Source organism: Kitasatospora griseola, from assembly GCF_014648555.1.
Taxonomy (GTDB): Bacteria; Actinomycetota; Actinomycetes; order Streptomycetales; family Streptomycetaceae; genus Kitasatospora; species Kitasatospora griseola.
The window spans coordinates 166,901-185,238 of the sequence record NZ_BMRI01000008.1 but is presented as its reverse complement, the minus strand read 5'-3'; the positions used below and the strand labels follow the sequence as shown (position 1 = coordinate 185,238).

Here is an 18,338-nt window from a genome sequence, read left to right as displayed (position 1 = left end):
ATCACGTTTTCGTGAGAATCCGCTGTGCGTTCGCGGCCTAGTCTGCCAGCTCGTTCGAACCCCTCTCGCACCAGCCCGAAGCTTTTACCGAAACCAGGAGCATTCATTCCGTGACCAGTGCCAACGGCCCCGCCCGCCCCGCCCTGCCCAGCCTGCTGGGCCTCGGCCCGCGCGCCGAACGCCGCCGCCGCACCCTGCCCGCCGGAGTGCTGCGACTGCCCACCATCGGCGTCGACATCGGCGGCACCAAGGTGGTCGCCGGCGTGGTCGACGGCGAAGGCCGGGTGCTGGACCGGCTGCGCACCGAGACCCCCGACAAGAGCAAGAGCCCCAAGGTGGTCGAGGACGTCATCGTCGACCTCGTCCTCCAGCTCGCCGACAAGCACGACGTCCACGCCGTCGGCGTCGGCGCGGCCGGCTGGGTCGACTCCGAACGCTCCACCGTGCTGTTCGCCCCCCACCTGAACTGGCGGAACGAACCCCTCCAGGAGGCGCTCAGCTCCCGGCTGCGCTTCCCCGTGGTGGTCGAGAACGACGCCAACGCCGCCGCCTGGGCCGAATGGCGGTTCGGCGCCGGCCGCGGCGAGGACCACATGGTGATGATTACCCTCGGCACCGGCATCGGCGGCGCGGTCGTCCGCGACGGCTACGTGGACCGCGGCAAGCACGGCCTGGCCGGCGAGTTCGGCCACATGCAGGTGGTCCCCGGCGGCCACCGCTGCCCGTGCGGCAACCGCGGCTGCTGGGAGCAGTACTCCTCCGGCAACGCGCTGGTCCGCGAGGCCCGCGAACTCGCCGCCGAGGAGTCCCCGGTGGTCCAGCCGCTGCTCGCCCGGGCCGGCGGCAGCCCGCTCGGCATCACCGGCCCGCTGGTCACCGAAGCCGCCCGCGACGGCGACGCCGTCGCCACCGAGCTGCTCTACGAGGTCGGCCGCTGGCTCGGCGTCGGCATCGCCAACCTGGCCGCCGCGCTCGACCCCGGCCGGTTCGTCGTCGGCGGCGGCGTCAGCGAGGCCGGCGACCTCCTGCTCGCCCCCGCCCAGGACGCCTTCCGCCGCACCCTCACCGGCCGCGGCTTCCGCCCCGAGGCCGAGATCGTCCACGCCGCCCTCGGCAACGAGGCCGGCCTGGTCGGCGCGGCGGACCTCGCCCGCCAGGTCGCCCGCCGGTTCCGCACGGTCAAGCGCCGGCGAGTGGAACGCGAGCCGCTGACGCGGGGTCTGCTGGGCGGCGGCACGAGCCGCTGACGCGGGGTCTGTCGGGGGCGGGTTTCTCCGTGGGTCGCCGGGTCGGGCCTGCCGGTGCCGGGCCGTGCTTCGCCGGCACGGGTCTGCGGTCTGCCGGCGCGACCTCCTGCTGACGCGGGGCCTGTTCCCGGGGGTAGGTGCGGTGCCTGTCGTGCTGGTGGGGTGATCCGCTGACGCGGGGCTTGCCGGGGTCGGGTTTCTCCGTGAGTTGCCGGGTCGGGCCTGCTGGTGTCGGGCCGTGCTCCGCCGGCGTGACGGCACGCTGACGCGGAGGGCCCCGGCGGTGAAGGCGGTTCGTGTCGGTGCGGTCTGATGTTGCGACAGGATCGTTTCGGCGTGCGGCAGTTGGCCGAACGTGCCGTTGTCGAGTGCGTGGCGGGTGTGGGAGAACGGGAGACCGATGCCGTCCCAGGGAGGCCGTATGAGACCCCTCGTCCGTCTCGTCCCCGCATTCGCACTTGTCACCGGACTGCTGTGCACTGCCGCTCCCGCGCAGGCCGATCAGGCTGTCGTCGCCGGGAAACAGCCCGAGGCGGTGGGCTGGGGCGGAGCGGTGAGCAGTGTGGACGCCGACGCCACCGCCGCCGGGTTGGAGGTGCTGCGGCGCGGCGGCAACGCCGTGGACGCCGCGGTCGCCACCGCGGCCGCGCTCGGGGTGACCGAACCGTACTCGGCGGGTATCGGCGGCGGCGGGTACTTCGTGTACTACGACGCCCGGACCGGGAAGGTCACCACCCTCGACGGGCGGGAGACGGCCTCCCGGACGGCCGACAGCTCGCTGTTCCTGGAGAACGGGCAGCCGCTGGCGTTCAACGACGCCGTCACCAGCGGCCTGTCCGTCGGCGTGCCCGGCACGGCCGCCACCTGGGAGCAGGCGCTGCGCCGCTGGGGCAGCCGTGATCTGGCCGAGGTGCTGAAACCGGCCGAGCGGATCGCCGACCGCGGGTTCACCGTCGACCAGACCTTCCAGGACCAGACCGCCCTCAACCAGGCCCGGTTCCAGGACTTCCCGGCCAGCCGGGCGCTGTTCCTGCCGAACGGCAAGCTGCCGGTCGTCGGCTCCACCCTGCGCAACCCCGATCTCGCTGCCACCTACCGGGAGTTGGGCCGGACCGACACCGCCGCGCTGTACCGCGGCCCGATCGGCGCCGACATCGTCCGGGCCCTCCAGCACCCGCCCGTCGACCCGGCGTCCGGGCGCAACGCCCGCCCCGGGAAGGTCGACGCCGCGGACCTGGCGGCCTACCGGGTCCGGCAGCAGGACCCGACGCACGTCACCTACCGCGGCCTGGACGTGTACGGCATCGCCCCGTCCTCCTCCGGCGGGACGACCGTCGGCGAGGCGCTGAACATCCTCGGCACCAGCAGCCGCGCCGACCTCGCCGACCCCGTCCAGTACGACCACCGCTTCCTGGAGGCCAGCCGGATCTCCTTCGCCGACCGCAACCGCTGGGTCGGCGACCCGCGTGCCGTCCAGGTGCCGACCCGTCAGCTCCTCGACCCGGCCTACGGCGCGGCACGGGCCTGCCTGATCGACCCGAAGCACGCGCTGACCAGCCCGCTCGCCCCCGGCGACCCCTACCACCCGGCGGCCTGCGCCGGCAGCGGACAGCCGGTCGCCGAACCGTACGAGGGTCTGAGCACCACCCACCTGACGGTCGCCGACCGGTGGGGCAACGTGGTCGCCTACACGCTGACGATCGAGCAGACCGGCGGCAGCGGCATCGCCGTGCCCGGCCGGGGCTTCCTGCTCAACAACGAGCTGACCGACTTCAACTTCGCGCCGCTCACCCCGGGCGTCCCCGACCCCAACCTGCCCGGCCCGGCCAAGCGCCCGCGCTCCTCGCTCTCCCCGACCATCGTGCTGAAGGACGGCAAGCCGTACCTGGCGGCCGGCTCGCCCGGCGGCGCCTCCATCATCACCACCGTGCTGCAGGTGCTGACCGGGCGGATCGACCGCGGCCTGACGCTGGAACAGGCCATCGCCGCGCCCCGCGCCAGCCAGCGCAACACCGTCGCCACCCAGGCCGAACCGGCCTTCCTCGCCTCGCCCGAGGCGGCGAAGCTCCAGGCCATGGGCCACGTGTTCGCCAGCACCCCGGAGATCGGCGCCGCCACCGGCATCGAGCGACTCCCCGACGGCCGCTGGCTGGCCGCCGCCGAACCCGTCCGCCGCGGCGGGGGAGCGGCCGGCGTGGTGCATCCGTCCCGCTGAGCCGTCGCCTGCCGGGCGCTGTCGGCGCCGGGCGGTATGTTCGGACGGGGTGCCCGGCCCGGTGCCGCGCGCCCCGTCCGTCCGTACCGCCGAGGGAAGGCCGCCGTGACCGTCCGCATCGCCACCTGGAACATCAACTCCGTGACCGCCCGGCTGCCCAAGCTGCTGGAGTGGCTGGAGTCCGCCAAGCCGGACGTGCTCTGCCTGCAGGAACTCAAGTGCACCACCGAGGCGTTCCCCGCCGAGGCGATCGGCGAGCTCGGCTACCAGAGCGCCGCGCACGGGACCGGCCGGTGGAACGGCGTCGCCGTGCTGTCCCGGATCGGCCTGGACGACGTGGTCCGCGACCTGCCCGGCCAGCCCGGGTACCTCGCCGAGGACGCGATGCTCCCCGTGATCGAGCCGCGCGCGGTCGCCGCGACCTGCGGCCCCGTCCGGGTCTGGTCGGTGTACGTGCCCAACGGCCGCGAGGTCGACCACGCCCACTACCGCTACAAGCTGGAGTGGCTGGCCGCGCTGCGCGACGCCGTCCGCGAGGACACCGCCGGCGACCGCCCGTTCGCCGTCCTCGGCGACTACAACATCGCCCCCGCGGACGAGGACGTCTACGACATCGCCGCCTTCGAGGGCCTCACCCACGTCACCGCCCCCGAGCGCGCCGCACTGACGGCCCTCCAGGAGATCGGCCTGCAGGACGTGGTGCCCCGCCCGCTCAAGTACGACCACCCCTACACCTACTGGGACTACCGCCAGCTGGCCTTCCCGAAGAACCGCGGCATGCGGATCGACCTCACCTACGCCAACAAGCCGTTCGCGGACGCGGTGTCGGACAGCTACGTCGACCGAGAGGCCCGCAAGGGCAAGGGGACGTCGGACCACGCGCCCGTGGTGGTCGACCTGGACCTCTGACCGGCCGTCAGGAGGCCGGCTGCCCGGTCGGCGCGGGTGGTCGAAGGTGTCCGGTGGAGCGTCAGTCCGCCTGAATGTCGTGGCGGCTGACGCTCCGTCCGACGCTGCCTCGGTGAAGTCCACTGCGTCGCCTCTCGACCGTGAAACCCCAGGTCAAAGCCGGAATGCGTAGAACTCTGCGCCAGTATTCTCTGAGTGTATAGACGTGGAGTACACCCCCGGCGTACTCTCTCGATCATGAGCGTTCCACTCACCCTGCTCGGGCTCCTCGAACGCGAGCCCAGCCACGGCTACGACCTCAAACGGGACTACGACGCGTTCTTCGGGCGCGGAAAGCCGCTGCCCTTCGGCCAGGTGTACGCGACCCTCGGGCGGCTCGCCCGGGACGGGAAGGTCGTCGTCGGCGAGCCCGAGGCCGGCGACGGGCCCGACCGCAAGCGCTACGTGATCACCGAGACCGGCGCCACCGAGTTCGAGGACTGGCTGCGCGAACCCGTCGCCGCCGAACCCCACCTGCAGACCGTGCTGTTCAGCAAGGTCGTGCTCGCCCTGATGCTCGGCCGCGACGCCGAGCTGTACCTCGACACCCAGCGCGCCGCCCACCTGAAGCGGATGCGCGAACTCACCGAGATCAAGCGCTCCGGCGGCCTGGTCGACGCGCTCCTCGCCGACCACGGCCTGTTCCACCTGGAGTCCGACCTGCGCTGGATCGACCTGACCGCCGCCCGACTCGACGCCCTTGCCGCAGAGGTGGCCAAGCGATGACCGACCCCCTGATCCACGCCCACGACGTCACCCTCGCCTTCGGCGAGACCCCCGCCCTGCGCGGCGCCGAACTCGCCGTCGAGGCCGGCGAGGTCCTCGCCGTCATGGGCCCCAGCGGCTCCGGCAAATCCACCCTGCTGCACTGCCTGGCCGGCATCCTCACCCCCGACAGCGGCGAGATCCGGTTCGACGGCCGCCGGATCGACAACCTCGGCGAACAGGAACGCAGCGCCCTGCGCCGCGACAGCTTCGGCTTCGTGTTCCAATTCGGCCAACTGGTACCGGAGTTGACGGCCGAGGAGAACGTCGCCCTGCCGCTGCTGCTCGGCGGCCGGCGCCGGGCCGCCGCGCTCCAGCAGGCCCGCAGCTGGTTCCCGAAGCTCGGCCTGGACGGCCTGGAGGCCCGCCGCTCCGGCGAACTGTCGGGCGGGCAGGCCCAACGCGTCGCCCTCGCCCGCGGACTGGTCGCCGAACCCCGCGTCCTGTTCGCCGACGAACCCACCGGCGCACTCGACTCCCTGACGGGCGAACAGGTGATGGACCTGCTGGTCGGCTGCGCCCGCGAACAGGGCACCACCGTCGTCCTGGTCACCCACGAGGCCCGGATCGCCGCCTACGCCGACCGCGAGGCGATCGTCCGCGACGGCCGCGCCACCTCGATGAGCGGACGGCTGACCTCATGATCGGGCTCGGACTGCGACTGGCCGTCAGCGGCGGACGCGAGGCGCTGGTCCGCCTCGCCATCACCGCCGGCGCGGTCGCCATCGGCGTGGGACTGCTGTTCACCACGCTCGCCGCGATCAACGGCGTCCACGCCCAGAACGCGCGCAACGCGTGGCTCAACACGCCGTTCGTCAACGGGCTCCCCGCCGATCGGGAGGCTGCGGGGAGTTCCGACGGCGGCCAGGGGGCGAGCGCGTCCGGCGGTCGGGCGGCGAGTGCGACCGGGGTCGATCCGATGTGGTGGATGACGCGGCGGGACACCGTGCAGGGCAAGGAGATCGGGCGGATCGACGTCGCGCCCACCGGGCCGCGGGCGGCGCTCGCACCCGGCGTGCCGCGGATGCCCGGGCCCGGCGAGTACTACCTGTCGCCCGCCCTGGCCCGGCTGGTCGACGAGATGCCGCCCGCGCAGCTGGGGGACCGCTTCCCCGGGCACCGGATCGGAATCCTCGGGGACGCCGCGCTGCCCGCGCCGGACAGCCTGCTGGCGCTGGTCGGCCGCACCCCGCAGGAGCTCTCGGGGCAGCTCGGCGCCACGACGGTGGACCAGGTCGCCACCATCGCGCCCGAGAAGTGCGCGAAGTGCGTGGTCGGCATCAAGGCCAACGGCGTGGACCTGATCCTCACGGTGGTGACCGGCGCGCTGGTCTTCCCGGTGCTGATCCTGATCGGCACCGCCACCCGGCTGAACGCGGCCCGCCGCGAGCAGCGGTTCGCCGCGATGCGGCTGGTCGGCGCGACACCCCGTCAGGTGTCCACGGTGTCGGCGGTGGAGGCGACGGTCGCCGCCGCGCTCGGAGTGCTGCTGGGCTTCCTGCCGTACCTGGCGCTGCGCGGCCCCGTCACGAACGCGAAGCTGACCGGAGCGCCGTTCTTCGCCTCGGACATCGCCCTGACGCCCGTGCAGATCGCCGCCGTCGCCGTGGGCGTCCCGCTGGCCGCCGCCGTCGCCGCCCGGATCGCGCTGCGCCGGGTGCAGATCTCCCCGCTCGGGGTGAGCCGCCGGGTGACTCCCAAGCCGCCCAGGACGTGGCGAGTGGTGCCGCTGGTGGCCGGGCTGGTCGAGCTGTCCGCGTTCCTGGTCTGGCACCCGGAGTCGGTGCCCGGGCAGGTCAGGGCGTACCTGTCCTCGTTCCTGCTGATCGCGCTCGGCCTGGTGCTGTCCGGCCCCTGGCTGACCATGAAGGGCGCGGGGCTGATCGCCCGGCGCACCCAGCGCCCGGCGACGCTGATCGCGGTGCGCCGACTGGTCGACAACCCGACCGCCGGGTTCCGCGCGGTGAGCGGACTGGTGCTGGCCCTGCTGGTGATGACCGCGACGATCGGCGTCATCACCACGATCAGCGAGGAGCGCAACCACCCCCACGGCGGCCCGCAGTTCAACAACATGCTGGTCAACGACCTCACCGGCGGATACGACCAGGGCGGCGAACGGTTCGTCAGCCAGGGCCCGCCCGCCTCACCCGAACTGCTCCAGCGCCTGCGCGCCGTCCCCGGCGTGCGAACCGTGCTGCTGGCCCACCCCAGTGACCGGCAGTTGGAGGTGCAGACCTCGGACGGACCCGCCACCACCCGGGAAGTCGTGGCCTGCCGCGACCTGGAGCCCCTCAAGCTGTACGGCCACTGCGCGCCCGGCGCGCAGAGCGCCTACGTCCCGGTCACCTGGTACGGCTGGCGCGACGAGAGCGCCACCGAATGGCCCGCCGCCCCGTTCACCCCCGACCAGCTGGACGCCACGGGAGTGCTGAACGTGGTGGTGGACACCGACGGCTCACCCGCCGCCGTCGAGCAGATCCGGACCATGGTGGACACCGCCTACCCGGCCGAGCGCCAGATGATGACCCTCGGCGAGGCGTGGAACCTGGCCGGAGCCGAACTGCGCGGCTTCCAGCAACTCGCCGACGCGGTGATCCTGGCGACCTTCCCGATCGCCGGATGCAGCCTGGCAGTGAGCGTCGCCGGCGGCCTCAGCGAGCGCAAACGCCCGTTCAGCCTGCTGCGCCTGACCGGCGTACCACTCGGCACCCTGCGCCGGGTGGTGGCCATGGAATCGATGGTGCCGCTGCTGGTGATGGCCGCCGTGGCGATCGGCGTCGGCCTGCTCGCGGCCGACCTGTTCCTGCGCTCCCAGCTGCAGTACACGCTGCACGCCCTCGGCGCCGGCTACTACCTCGTGGTGATCGGCGGCCTGAGCGCCGCACTGGCCATCATCGGCGCGACGATGCCACTGCTGCGGCGGATCACCGGACCGGAGACGGCCCGCAACGAGTAGCCCGGGTCGGCCGACGGCGGAATCCGGTGGCACCGCGTCCCACGAACGAGGCGTCTCCGCAGGTCACCGGGGTCCGACCGTCCCGTCGGGAAGATGGGACGGCGGAGGCTTGAGGGGCCGTGGCCCGGTTCCGGAGCATGGATCCCGGCGGGAGCCGCACCGTGCGGCGACCCGTCGACGACCAAGGAGGTGGTGAAAGTGTCGTTGGTCAGGTTGTCGTCGTACAGCTCCTGCTGCCGGAGGCAGTTGTAGCCGCCCGCCCAGGCGCGGACCTTGCCGTCGGGCACCCGGACGCCGCCCTGTCAGGGCGCGTGGACGTTGTACCAGTAGTCGCAGGTCTCGCCCCGATGTTGGTCTCGCACGCCTGGACGGCCTGGGCGGTGGTCCCGGGGGCGGCGATCCCGATGGGCCCACGGCGAGTGGGACGCCGGTGCTGATCACGTACGACTGACCGGTCGCCACGGGTTCCGGGACAGGGCGACGCTCCGGACCCGAACGGCCCTTGAGGTGTCGCCGGGCCCCGGGCCCTGGCCTAGCGTGGTCGGCGACCAAGGGTAGTGGAGCGGTCACGCACCGCTGCCCCTCGGCTCGACTCCCTGGAGGTACGGCATGCGCCGAACGCGCACCGCCGGCGTCGCTCTGCTCGGCACCACCGTCCTGCTCGGCCTGGCCGGCGCCACCGCCGGCCCCGCGTCCGCGAAGGGCAGCCAGCCCGCCTGGGTCAGCCCGGCGCAGGCGCAGCCCGGCCAGTCCGTCTCGGTCAGCGTGAACTGCGCCGGCAACGAGACGAAGACGCTGACCGCGAGTTCGCTCGCCTTCGCCGGCGGCTCGACCACGCTCAGCGTCGGCCCCGACGGCAAGTACTCGGGCACCGCGACCGTCATCTCCGAGCACGAGATGGCCGATGCGGCCGCCAAGCGCTCCACCGCCAACGACCCGTCCTGGGGCATCGACGGCAAGTGCCCGAACGGCGACAAGTTCGTCGGCGCGGTCGCCATCGCGGCAGCCGGGGCCGGCAGCGGCAGCACGGGCAGCGGCAGCACGGGCAACAGCAGCACGGGCAGCGGCAGCACGGGAAGCGGCAGCGGCGCCGCGGACGGCGACTGGGAGGGCGCCGCGCGGCTCCCGCACGGCGGGGTGGAGACCGGCGTCGGCGGCTCGGTCGGCATGGACGCCGGGCGGCTGGCCGCCGGGGCCGGGCTGGTGACGGCCGGAGTGGCCGGGTTCTGGCTGCTGCGCCGGCGCGGATCGGCTGCCGGCGAGGAGCGCTGAGCGGTCGTCCGGTACGCGCCCACCGTACCCGGCGGGCCCCGCGTCCCCCGCGGCCCGCAGCACGGAACGCCCGAGGGCGGCCCCCACCGCACGGTGGGAGCCGCCCTCGAAGTGTGTCCGGGCGGGCCGGTCAGGTGGCCGGGACCGCGGCGGCCGCGGGAGCGGCGTCGGTGCGCTGCAGGGTGCCGATGGTCAGCAGGTACTGGCCGACGATGTAGGTGAGCATGATCAGGAAGCTGTGCATGGGCAGCAGCTTCCAGTGCGCCAGGTCGGTGGCGATCAGGGTGTCGGACAGCAGGAACAGCGCGCCGCCCACGCCCGCCCGCCAGTCGATCCGGGAGGACGTCACCGCGGTGGAGGCCAGCAGCAGGCTGTAGGCGGCCATCGGGATCCGCATGGCGGCGTCCAGGTCGGGCAGCAGCAGCGTGATCAGCGTCGCCCAGGCCACCGCGTAGCAGGCCGCGACCATCGCCGTGCGGCGGCGGTCGGCGAGCGCGCCGAGCTTCACGAACATCGTCACGTAGCAGGCGTGGCCGACCGCGAACGAGCCCATGCCGGCCAGGAACCCGACGGTGCCGCCGACCTGCAGCAGGATGTCGCCGCCCGCGCCGAACAGCAGCGCCGGGATCAGCAGCCTCGGCGTGGCGGGCCGCGCCGACGCCCACACCCAGGCGGCCAGCAGCGGCATCAGCAGCGGCTTGGTGGAGTACCGCAGGACCGGCACGTGGACGGCGATCGCCGTCAGGTGCGCCACCGAGACGACGGCGAAGGCGATCAGCAGGGCCCGCGCGGTGCGCGGGTCGCGGGCGGGGCTCATGCGGGGGCACTCTCCGGTGAGGCGGCGGGGGAATCGGTGCGCGGCGCGGGCTGCCAGCCCGGGCCCTTCACCAGGTGGCGCAGCCGATCGCCCCAGGTGGTGGCACGGGCCACGTCCCGGGCGATCGCCGCGTACTCGTGAGTGGCGACTTTCAACGGATTGTAGGTCGAGATGTTCTTGGTCAGTCCGTACACCGGTTGCTCGGCCTCGGCCGCGAAGGAGCCGAACCAGCGGTCGAAGACGATCAGGATGCCGCCGAAGTTGCGGTCCAGGTAGCCGCCCTGCGAGGCGTGGTGCACCCGGTGGTGCGACGGGGTGTTGAAGAGGTACTCGACCGGCCGGGGCAGCCTGCCGATCCGCTCGGTGTGGATCCAGAACTGGTACACCAGGTTCACCGAGCCGCAGAACGCCACCGCCGCCGGGTGCACGCCGGCCACGATCATCGGCAGGTAGAAGATCCAGCTCGTGGCGGACGTCCACGGCTGACGCAGCGCCGTCGACAGGTTGTAGTGCCGGCTGGAGTGGTGCACCACGTGGCAGGCCCACAGCACCCGGATCACGTGGTGGCCGCGGTGCGACCAGTAGTAGAAGAAGTCGTAGGCGAGCAGCATCAGCGGCACCGTCCACCACAGCACCGGGATCCGAAGCGGCGTCAACTCGTACAGGAACGAGTAGATCGCCACGATCGGGATCTTCCACCCGGCGTCGAACAGCAGCGAACCCAGGCCCATCGACAGGCTCGCCGCGGTGTCCTTCGCGGCGTAGCCCTGCTCGTCGTCGTCCGGGTGGAAGCGGTAGGAGACGATCTCCAGGACGGTGAGCAGCACAAAGGCCGGTATCGACCAGAGCACGACATCGGGTAGGTCAGGCATGCCCGGAACCATAAGGGACGTGGGCGACCGGCGGAAGAGGTAGTTACCGACGCGTAGTGTGCAGTGCGGCGTCTAGGCTTGGGGGCGACATGGAGCGGCAGGAAGCAGCCGCCGGCGCCCTGGCGGCCACCGGCGGTACGGGGAACGGACGCACGGGCGGGGCCACGCGGCTCGCGACCCCCGACCGGACGTACCCGCAGATCGCCGGTACCGGAAGCGAATTCGCCGATTCCGTGCGGCGGTTGGCGGAGCGGTTCGCCGCCGCCGACCGGGCCGAGGCGGATCTGCTGGCCTCAGCCGTGCTCGGCGCGCACGGCGCCCGGCACCTCGGCGGCGCACCCCAGCAGGCCGAACCCGCCGCCGGGACCAGCTGGTGGCACGGGCCGAGCGTCCACCACACCACCTCGCCGCTGTTCCGGCCGCTCGGCTACCGCCGGATCCGGCGCGAGGCCCCCGCGCTGCCCGCCCCCCGCGCCACCGGCGGCGGCCGGCACCGCAAACCCGAACGCCCCACCACCGAACTGCGCATCGCCGCCCGGCTGCTGCTCGCCCACCCGCTGGTCACCGCCGACGGCCCGCACGGCGCGTCGCTCCCGCTGATCCGCCGTCACGCCGCCACCCTCGCCGAACGCTTCCACACCCTGCTCGGCTACCGGCTCACCCTCGGCCCCGCCCACGCCCGCCTGCACAAGGCCGCGCTGCCCGGCCGCGGCCTGCCCGGCCTCGACCCCGCCGGGTATGCGGCGCTCGTCCGGGCGCTGGCCGCGATCGCCCGCGGCGAGCGGCCCACGGCGGACGTCGACGCGGTGCAGGCGCTGCTCGACCAGTGGCAGCCGCCCGCCGAACTCGCCGCCGAGCTGCTCACCGCACCCCCGCTGCCACCCGCCGGACCCGAACTGACGGTCCGCCGGCTGCTCGCCGAGACACCCGTCGTCCTGTTCGACGACCTCGCCCCCGCCGAACGCGACCACCTGCGCGAGGCCGTCCCCGCGGAGACGGAACGATTCGCCGACGTGCTCGGCCTGACCGCCGAGATCCGCGCCGAAGGCATCGCCCTGCTCGACCCCGCCGACGAACTCACCGACCTCGCCCTCCCCGGCACCGGCACTCTCGCCCAGGCCGCCCTGCTGCTCGCCGAACGCCTGGTGGAGGACCTCCGCCCGGTCGACACCGAGAGCGCCCCGCCCGCCGTGCTGATCCCCGACGCCCTCATCGACGGCACCCTCGGCGACATCACCGACGACTACGGCATGAGCGCCGGCTGGGACGCGGGCTACCTCGCCGACCTCGCCGCGTTCCGCCGCGACGCGCTCGACCTGCTCCACCGGATGGGCCTCGCCGCCCCCGCCGGCCGCAACTGGCTGCTCCGCGCCCCCGCCGCCCGCTACGCCCCGCGCGCCGAACTCCAGCCCGCCCCGGGCTCCGGCCGCCACTCGCGCCCCGCGAAGGGCCGCGACCGGCAGGCGGTGTGAGGGCAGCCCTAGGATTTCGGGGCATGACGAGCGAGGGATGGGGCGCCCTGTACGGGCCGGCGGTCATGGCGGTGCTCGGCTGGGGGCTGACCGGACTGGTCGAGGCGGGGGGCGACCGGGGTTTCTCGCGGGGCCGGCGGCAGTGCGGGGTTCCCGACGGGTACCTGCCCCACTTCATCGCCTGCGGTGCGGCGGCGTTCTCGACGGCCGGGCTGGGCCGGACGGTGATCCGCACCGACGACTGGCGGCCCTCGCTGGGCGCCTCGGCGGGCGGGCCGGTCGCGCCGGCGATCACGCTGGCCAACGGCCGGAGCGGCCCGCACCTCGCGCTCGCCGCGCAGGAGGCGGCCGTCGTGATCGGGCTGCCGGTGACGCTGCGTCAGGTCGGCCGGGCCGGGGCGCGGCGGGCGGGGAAGGCGGCGGGGCCGTCAAGGGGTGAGCGGGCGGACGTGTTCGGCGACCGGGCGGAACTCCTGGACGGTGGTGTCGTACTGGACGCGTTGGCCCTGGTGGAGGAAGCGGCTGTCGTCGGGGGCGAGGACGGAGTCGTAGTAGACGGCGACCTCGGGGCCGCCCGCGTCCGGGGTGATGTAGCCGTAGGCGTGGTGGATGTCGAACCACCGCACGGTGCCGGTCTCCATGGCGGGACTCCCTTCTGGCCGGTCACCCTCAGTATCGGCCGCGGCCCCGGGACCCACCACTCGTTCGGCCGAGCGTCAGCGCTGCGCGGCGCTCACGGCATGGCCCTGGCGGACGGTCTCCACGGTGACGGCGACGCCGAAGGAACCCAGGACGACGGAGGCCGCGACGGCGGCGCAGGCGAGCATCCGGCGGTGGCGCTTCGGCAACGGGAAGCGCAGGGCCGGGGCGGACGCGATGGTGCGGGCGTTCATGGCAGCGAGCGTGACAGGGCGGCGTTACGCGGTCACCAAACGCGGGTGAAATCCGGAAGGGATCTCGGCGTCGGAACCTCCACGACCCGATCGCCGCAGGTCGGCAGGGGAGTCGCCGGTGTGCGCAGCAGGCCCGGCAGGAACGAGGCCAGCACCTGCTGGGCCGCGCCGTAGAAGAAGATCGGCAGCAGCACGGCCGGGTGGCCGCCGAACTGGGCGCCCGCCAGCGCGGCCGCCGCGCTGGTGTTGTTCAGACCCGAGGCGAGGGTCAGCGTGGTGCGGGCCGCCGGCGGGGCGGGGGAGCGGCGGGTGGCCAGCCAGCCCGCCAGGAACGGGCCGGCGCAGACCAGCGCGCCGCACCCGGCGGCGACCGCGACAAGCCGGGGCTCGGGCCGCAGCACGATCTCCCGGGCCACACCCGCCGCGTTCAGGTACGTCAGCGCGAGGGCGTTCAGCAGACCCGCCAGCCGCAGCCGGGGCAGCAGTGCGGCGCGCAGCCGACCGCTCAGCAGACCCCGGGTGGCGCGGCGGGCCAGCAGCCCGGCCAGGCAGGGCAGCGCCACCCACAGCGCCATGAACCGGCAGGTGGTGTCGGAGTGGGCGAGGGCGTCCAGCACCCGGCGCAGGCCGCCGCTCTCCGGCTCCTCGGCGAGCGCCAGGCCGAGCGGGGTGGTGAGCGGGCTGAGCAGCGTGGTGACGAGGACCAGGCCGAGGCCGAGCGGCGCGTCCCCGCCCACCCGGGCGCCCCAGGTCTGGGCGGCGCCGGCGACCGGCATCGCGGCCGTCAGCGCCAGCCCGACCACCAGCCAACGGGCCTCCCGGACGTCCGGCCAGCACCCGGCGGCGGCCCGCTCCGCGCCGAGCAGCACCACCGCCCGCAGCACCAGCGCCACCCCCAGCCCCGCCAGCAGCAGCCCGGGCCGCAGCAGCGCCCGGCCGACGTCCGCGGCCCGGGTCTCGAACCCGCCGATGAACATCGCCGCCACCAGCATCAGCATCGGCACCGTCACCCCCGCCGCCCGGCAGTGCCGGATCTCCCCCGCCGCGGCGGGCAGCAGCGCGCCCAGCAGGCAGGCTGCCACGGTGGCGGCGGCGAGACGGCGGCGCAGGGCGCGGTCGAGGGCGGTGCAGAACGGGCGCATGGGGGGCGGGGCTTTCGAGGGGTGTTCGGCGGGACGTGCGGCGGAAGGGCAGCGGGCGTGGCGGCGGGTGGACCCGGGCGGCAGGTCCGGGTGGCGGACGCCCGGGCTGACGGGTGCGCGGAGAGGGGGATCGGCGGGCGCGGGCGGATGACGGCCGCCCGGCCCGCCGCTCGGCGTGGAGTCCGACCCGGATCAGCCTGCCACCGTCCCGCGACGGCTTTGACCATTACGAACTCTTGGTAAAGCCGGGCGAGTTGCCGCTCGCCCGGACGCCGCACGGGCCGCCGGGAAAGCCGCCGCGGGCCGCGGCGGGGCCGGTTCACTCCTGCGGGCGAGACCGCCCGGGGTATTCCTCGCCGACGGCGGTGCCGACGGCGTCGCGCAGCCCGTGCGCGGCGTGCATCCGCGACGGCCCCGCCGCCGGGTCGCTGCGCAGCTCGCGGATCAGGGACAGGCAGAGCGCCAGCATCACCAGCACGAACGGCAGCGCCACCAGGATGGTGGCGTTCTGCAGCGCCGTCAGCCCGCCCGCCAGCAGCAGCGCCGCCGCGACCGCCGCCATCAGCGCGCCCCACACCACCACCAGCCAGGTGCGCGGGTGCAGCGCGCCCCCCGAGGAGAGCGAACCCAGCACCAGCGAGGCCGAGTCCGCCGAGGTGATGAAGTACAGCATCACCAGCAGCACGGCGATCACACTGGTCAACGAGCCCAGCGGCAGCGACTTGAGCATCTCGAACAGCCCGGCGTCCGCGCCCTGCGGAATGGTCGCGACGAGGTCGGCCGCACCGGTGGACTGCAACCGGATCGCCGTGGCGCCCATCACCACGAACCACACCGAGGTCGCCCCGCTCGGCACCAGCAGCACCCCGATCAGGAACTGGCGGACCGTCCGGCCGCGGGAGATCCGGGCGATGAAGGTGCCGACGAACGGCGCCCAGGACAGCCACCACGCCCAGTAGAAGATCGTCCAGGAGCCCAGCCAGTCCTCGTCGGTGAACGCCCCGGTCTGGGTGGCGAGCACCGCCAGGTCGGACAGGTAGCCGCCGACGGTGGAGGGCAGCGCGTCCAGCACGAACACCGTCGGGCCGACCACGAACACGAACGCCATCAGCGCGGCCGCCAGCACCACGCTGGTGGTGGACAGCCACTTCACGCCGCGGTGCACACCCGACATCGCCGACAGCACGAACGCCCCGCCGAGCGCCGCGATCACCACCAGCTCGACGCCCTGGGTGGCCCGGACGTCCGTCACGTACCCGAGGCCGCCGGCCACCTGGATCGCGCCCAGGCCCAGGCTGGTCGCCGAACCGAACACCGTCGCGAACACCGCCAGCAGGTCGATCACCCGGCCCGCCCAGCCGTGCGCCCGGCGCTCGCCGAGCAGCGGCACGAATGCCTCCGACATCCGGTTGCCCCGGCCCTTGCGGAACGTGGTGTACGCCAGCGCCAGGCCGCCCACCGCATAGATCGCCCACGGGTGCAGCGTCCAGTGGAACAGCGAGAACTCCAGCGCCCGCTGCGCCGCCGCAGGCGTCTGCGGCGCGATGTCGGAGCCCGGCTGCGGCTGCGCGTACAGCTGCAGGGGCTCGCCGACGCCGTAGAACAGCAGGCCGATGCCCATGCCGGCGCTGAACATCATCGCCACCCAGGCCAGCGTGGAGAACTCCGGCTGCTCGCCGTCCCGGCCCAGCGGCACCCGGCCGAAGCGGCTCAGCGCGATCACCACCGCCAGCACCAGGAACACGTCCGCGGCCACCACGAACAGCCAGCCGAAGGAGTGCAGCACCCAGGACAGCGCGGTGCCGGACGTCCGGCTCAGCGAGTCCTGCGCGAACACCCCCCAGGCGACCACCCCCAGCACCGCGACGGCGCCGACGCCGAACACCACCCGGTCCAACGGGAAGGCGTCCGGCGCGGACGGCCGAGGATCTGTCGAAGGCTCGGAGGGACCGAAGGGCTCGGAAGGCGTGGGCATATGAGGCACTATGTCCACAAACGCCCGCCCGCCGGTAGGCGGCACGCCGAGGGCCCGCGCAGCCGGCCCGGCGTCAGGCGGTCGGCACCGGCGGCGGCTCGTACGGGCCCAGCACCAGCCGGACCATCTCCTCCAGCCGGGTCCGGGCGTCGTCCAGGGTGGACCGGCCGGTCACCCAGGCCGTCAACTCGCCCTGCCAGGCGTGCCCCACCATGTGCCGCACCAACTCCCCGGAACCCGGCGGGACCTCCGGCAGCACCGCGCCCAGCGCCGCCCGGTCCGCCCGGGCCAGCCCCTGCAGGGCCTCGCTGGCGAACGGATCCGTGGACGTCGCCACCGCCACCCGCAGCCGGGCCAGCTCGGGCTGCCGCTGGTACGCCCGCATCCCCCGGCGAACGAACCGCACCGCCCGCTCGGTCGGCGAGGCGCTGCGCCCCGCCCCCACCTCGCCCACCAGGTCGGCGAGCAGCAGTCGATGCCAGTCCGCCATCGCCGCGGCCAGCAGATGGTCCTTGGAGGAGAAGTACCGGTAGGCGGTCCCGAGAGCCACCCCCGAACGCTCCGACACCTGCTTCATCTGGAGCCGCTCCACGCCGATCTCGGTCACCAGAGCCAGGGCGGCGGACAGGAGGGAGCCGCGGCGTTCGAGCTGACGGGGGGACATCGCCTCCACCGGACGAGGTGACAGGTCAACCTTGGTCACCCGAACCATGATACGGGGCGGCCCCTCGCCGCGGTATGACGCGACAGGTCACCGGTCAGTGACGGTCGCTCCCGGCTCAGGCCGACTTCGGCGCCCCCGGGACCCTGGGCCGCAGCTCGCGCAGCAGGGTCTCCTGCACGGCCGACGCCACCAGCGCCCCGTCCCGGTCGTAGAACTCGCCCATCGCCAGCCCCCGGCCGTCCGACGCCGACGGGCTGCGCTGCGCGAACAGCAGCCACTCGTCGGCGCGGAACGGGCGGTGGAACCACATCGCGTGGTCCAGCGAGGCCAGCGCCACCCGCGACTCCGCCACCCGGTGCACCCGGTGCGGCTGCAGGTGCAGCGCCGTGGTGGACGCCAACGTCAGGTCCGAGAGGTAGGTGAGCGCGCACACCTGCAGCAGCGGATCGTCGGCCGGCAGCCCGGCGGCCGTCCGCAGCCAGACGAACTGCTGCGGCATCCCCGGCAGTTCCGGCGGCAGGCCGGGCGCGCCCGCCGGGACGAACCGCATCCGCAGGGCACGGAAGATCGCCGACTGCTCGTACTCCTCGGGCGCGTCGCGCTGCCAGGCCAGGTACGGGTCCGGCAGCTCCTCCGGGCCGGGCACCGGCGGCATGGTGCGTTGACGGTCGCCCGCGGACTCCGGGCGCTTGAACGACGCCGACATGGTGAAGATCGCCTCACCGCGCTGGAGAGCCGTCACCCGCCGGGTCGCGTACGAGTTCCCGTCCCGGGCCCGGTCCACCTGGTAGACGATCGGACGGCGCGGATCGCCCGGCCGCAGGAAGTACCCGTGCAGGCTGTGCACCCGCCGGGCCGGCTCCACCGTCCGCCCCGCCGACGTCAGCGCCTGCGCCGCCACCTGGCCGCCGAACGCGCGCAGCGGCGCACCGGCGTGACAGTGCCCCCGGAACAGGTTCTCGTCCAGCTCCTCGATGCCGAGCAGGTCGGTGAAGGAGGGGGCGTCGGTCGGGGAGCTCGGAGTCACGCGGCACATGCTAGAACACGTTGCAGTGTTGAGCGGATGTGGAACGGATCACGTCGCGCTGTCCGGGGCGATC

The 18,338-nt window shown here is 74.0% G+C and carries 16 protein-coding genes; 8 read left to right on the top strand and 8 right to left on the bottom strand.

Going from position 1 to position 18,338, the window contains the following annotated elements; genetic code table 11:
- The first annotated feature begins 110 nt into the window (after positions 1-110).
- The 7 genes from IEZ12_RS13225 (at position 111) to IEZ12_RS13195 (ending at position 9,403) form a co-directional block, all read left to right on the top strand.
- The gene (locus tag IEZ12_RS13225; RefSeq protein ID WP_189272213.1) at positions 111-1,247 is read left to right on the top strand and encodes an ROK family glucokinase; all 1,137 of its coding nucleotides are present in this window, start codon (positions 111-113) and stop codon (positions 1,245-1,247) included.
- A 421-nt stretch (positions 1,248-1,668) separates the two neighbouring features.
- Entirely contained in the window at positions 1,669-3,462 is a 1,794-nt protein-coding gene (gene ggt / locus IEZ12_RS13220; protein ID WP_189272212.1) for a gamma-glutamyltransferase, read from the top strand.
- A 105-nt stretch (positions 3,463-3,567) separates the two neighbouring features.
- On the top strand, positions 3,568-4,371 hold the full coding sequence (locus IEZ12_RS13215; RefSeq protein ID WP_229847493.1) for an exodeoxyribonuclease III: 804 nt from the start codon (positions 3,568-3,570) through the stop codon (positions 4,369-4,371).
- Between the two features lie 237 nt (positions 4,372-4,608).
- The gene (locus IEZ12_RS13210; protein ID WP_043911223.1) at positions 4,609-5,136 is read left to right on the top strand and encodes a PadR family transcriptional regulator; all 528 of its coding nucleotides are present in this window, start codon (positions 4,609-4,611) and stop codon (positions 5,134-5,136) included.
- Positions 5,133-5,819, top strand: coding sequence for an ABC transporter ATP-binding protein (locus tag IEZ12_RS13205; RefSeq protein ID WP_189272210.1), 687 nt, complete (start codon positions 5,133-5,135; stop codon positions 5,817-5,819). Before IEZ12_RS13210 ends, IEZ12_RS13205 begins: the two co-directional genes overlap by 4 nt.
- Positions 5,816-8,131, top strand: a complete 2,316-nt coding sequence (locus tag IEZ12_RS13200; RefSeq protein WP_189272209.1) for an ABC transporter permease — start codon at positions 5,816-5,818, stop codon at positions 8,129-8,131. The genes IEZ12_RS13205 and IEZ12_RS13200 overlap by 4 nt, the downstream gene beginning before the upstream one ends.
- Positions 8,132-8,740: 609 nt before the next feature.
- Positions 8,741-9,403, top strand: a complete 663-nt coding sequence (locus IEZ12_RS13195) for a GVDTG sorting domain-containing protein (RefSeq protein WP_189272208.1) — start codon at positions 8,741-8,743, stop codon at positions 9,401-9,403.
- A 130-nt stretch (positions 9,404-9,533) separates the two neighbouring features.
- Here IEZ12_RS13195 and IEZ12_RS13190 read toward each other — a convergent pair whose 3' ends face one another.
- The gene (locus IEZ12_RS13190) at positions 9,534-10,220 is read right to left on the bottom strand and encodes a lysoplasmalogenase (protein WP_189272207.1); all 687 of its coding nucleotides are present in this window, start codon (positions 10,218-10,220) and stop codon (positions 9,534-9,536) included.
- On the bottom strand, positions 10,217-11,092 hold the full coding sequence (locus IEZ12_RS13185; protein WP_189272206.1) for a sterol desaturase family protein: 876 nt from the start codon (positions 11,090-11,092) through the stop codon (positions 10,217-10,219). The genes IEZ12_RS13190 and IEZ12_RS13185 overlap by 4 nt, the downstream gene beginning before the upstream one ends.
- Positions 11,093-11,181: 89 nt before the next feature.
- On the opposite strand from IEZ12_RS13185, the gene IEZ12_RS13180 reads away from it, so the two are divergent.
- Positions 11,182-12,564: a DUF2398 family protein gene (locus IEZ12_RS13180; protein WP_189272205.1), complete on the top strand. Its 1,383-nt coding sequence runs from the start codon at positions 11,182-11,184 to the stop codon at positions 12,562-12,564.
- Between the two features lie 428 nt (positions 12,565-12,992).
- Here the strand turns inward: IEZ12_RS13180 and IEZ12_RS13175 are convergent, their stop codons facing one another.
- From IEZ12_RS13175 to IEZ12_RS13150, 6 genes are all read right to left on the bottom strand, one after another.
- Entirely contained in the window at positions 12,993-13,205 is a 213-nt protein-coding gene (locus tag IEZ12_RS13175; RefSeq protein ID WP_189272204.1) for a cold-shock protein, read from the bottom strand.
- Positions 13,206-13,280: 75 nt separating this feature from the next.
- A complete protein-coding gene (locus IEZ12_RS13170) occupies positions 13,281-13,457 on the bottom strand; it encodes a hypothetical protein (RefSeq protein WP_189272203.1) in 177 nt (58 codons plus the stop codon).
- 32 nt (positions 13,458-13,489) lie between these two features.
- Positions 13,490-14,599 carry a hypothetical protein gene (locus IEZ12_RS13165; RefSeq protein WP_189272202.1) on the bottom strand — a complete coding sequence of 370 codons (1,110 nt, stop codon included), beginning with the start codon at positions 14,597-14,599 and terminating at the stop codon, positions 13,490-13,492.
- 319 nt (positions 14,600-14,918) lie between these two features.
- Positions 14,919-16,574: a BCCT family transporter gene (locus IEZ12_RS13160; protein ID WP_189272201.1), complete on the bottom strand. Its 1,656-nt coding sequence runs from the start codon at positions 16,572-16,574 to the stop codon at positions 14,919-14,921.
- A gap of 73 nt (positions 16,575-16,647) precedes the next feature.
- The gene (locus tag IEZ12_RS13155; RefSeq protein ID WP_043912645.1) at positions 16,648-17,277 is read right to left on the bottom strand and encodes a TetR/AcrR family transcriptional regulator; all 630 of its coding nucleotides are present in this window, start codon (positions 17,275-17,277) and stop codon (positions 16,648-16,650) included.
- Between the two features lie 76 nt (positions 17,278-17,353).
- Positions 17,354-18,265 carry an acyl-CoA thioesterase gene (locus IEZ12_RS13150; protein WP_373295469.1) on the bottom strand — a complete coding sequence of 304 codons (912 nt, stop codon included), beginning with the start codon at positions 18,263-18,265 and terminating at the stop codon, positions 17,354-17,356.
- Positions 18,266-18,338 lie beyond the last annotated feature (73 nt).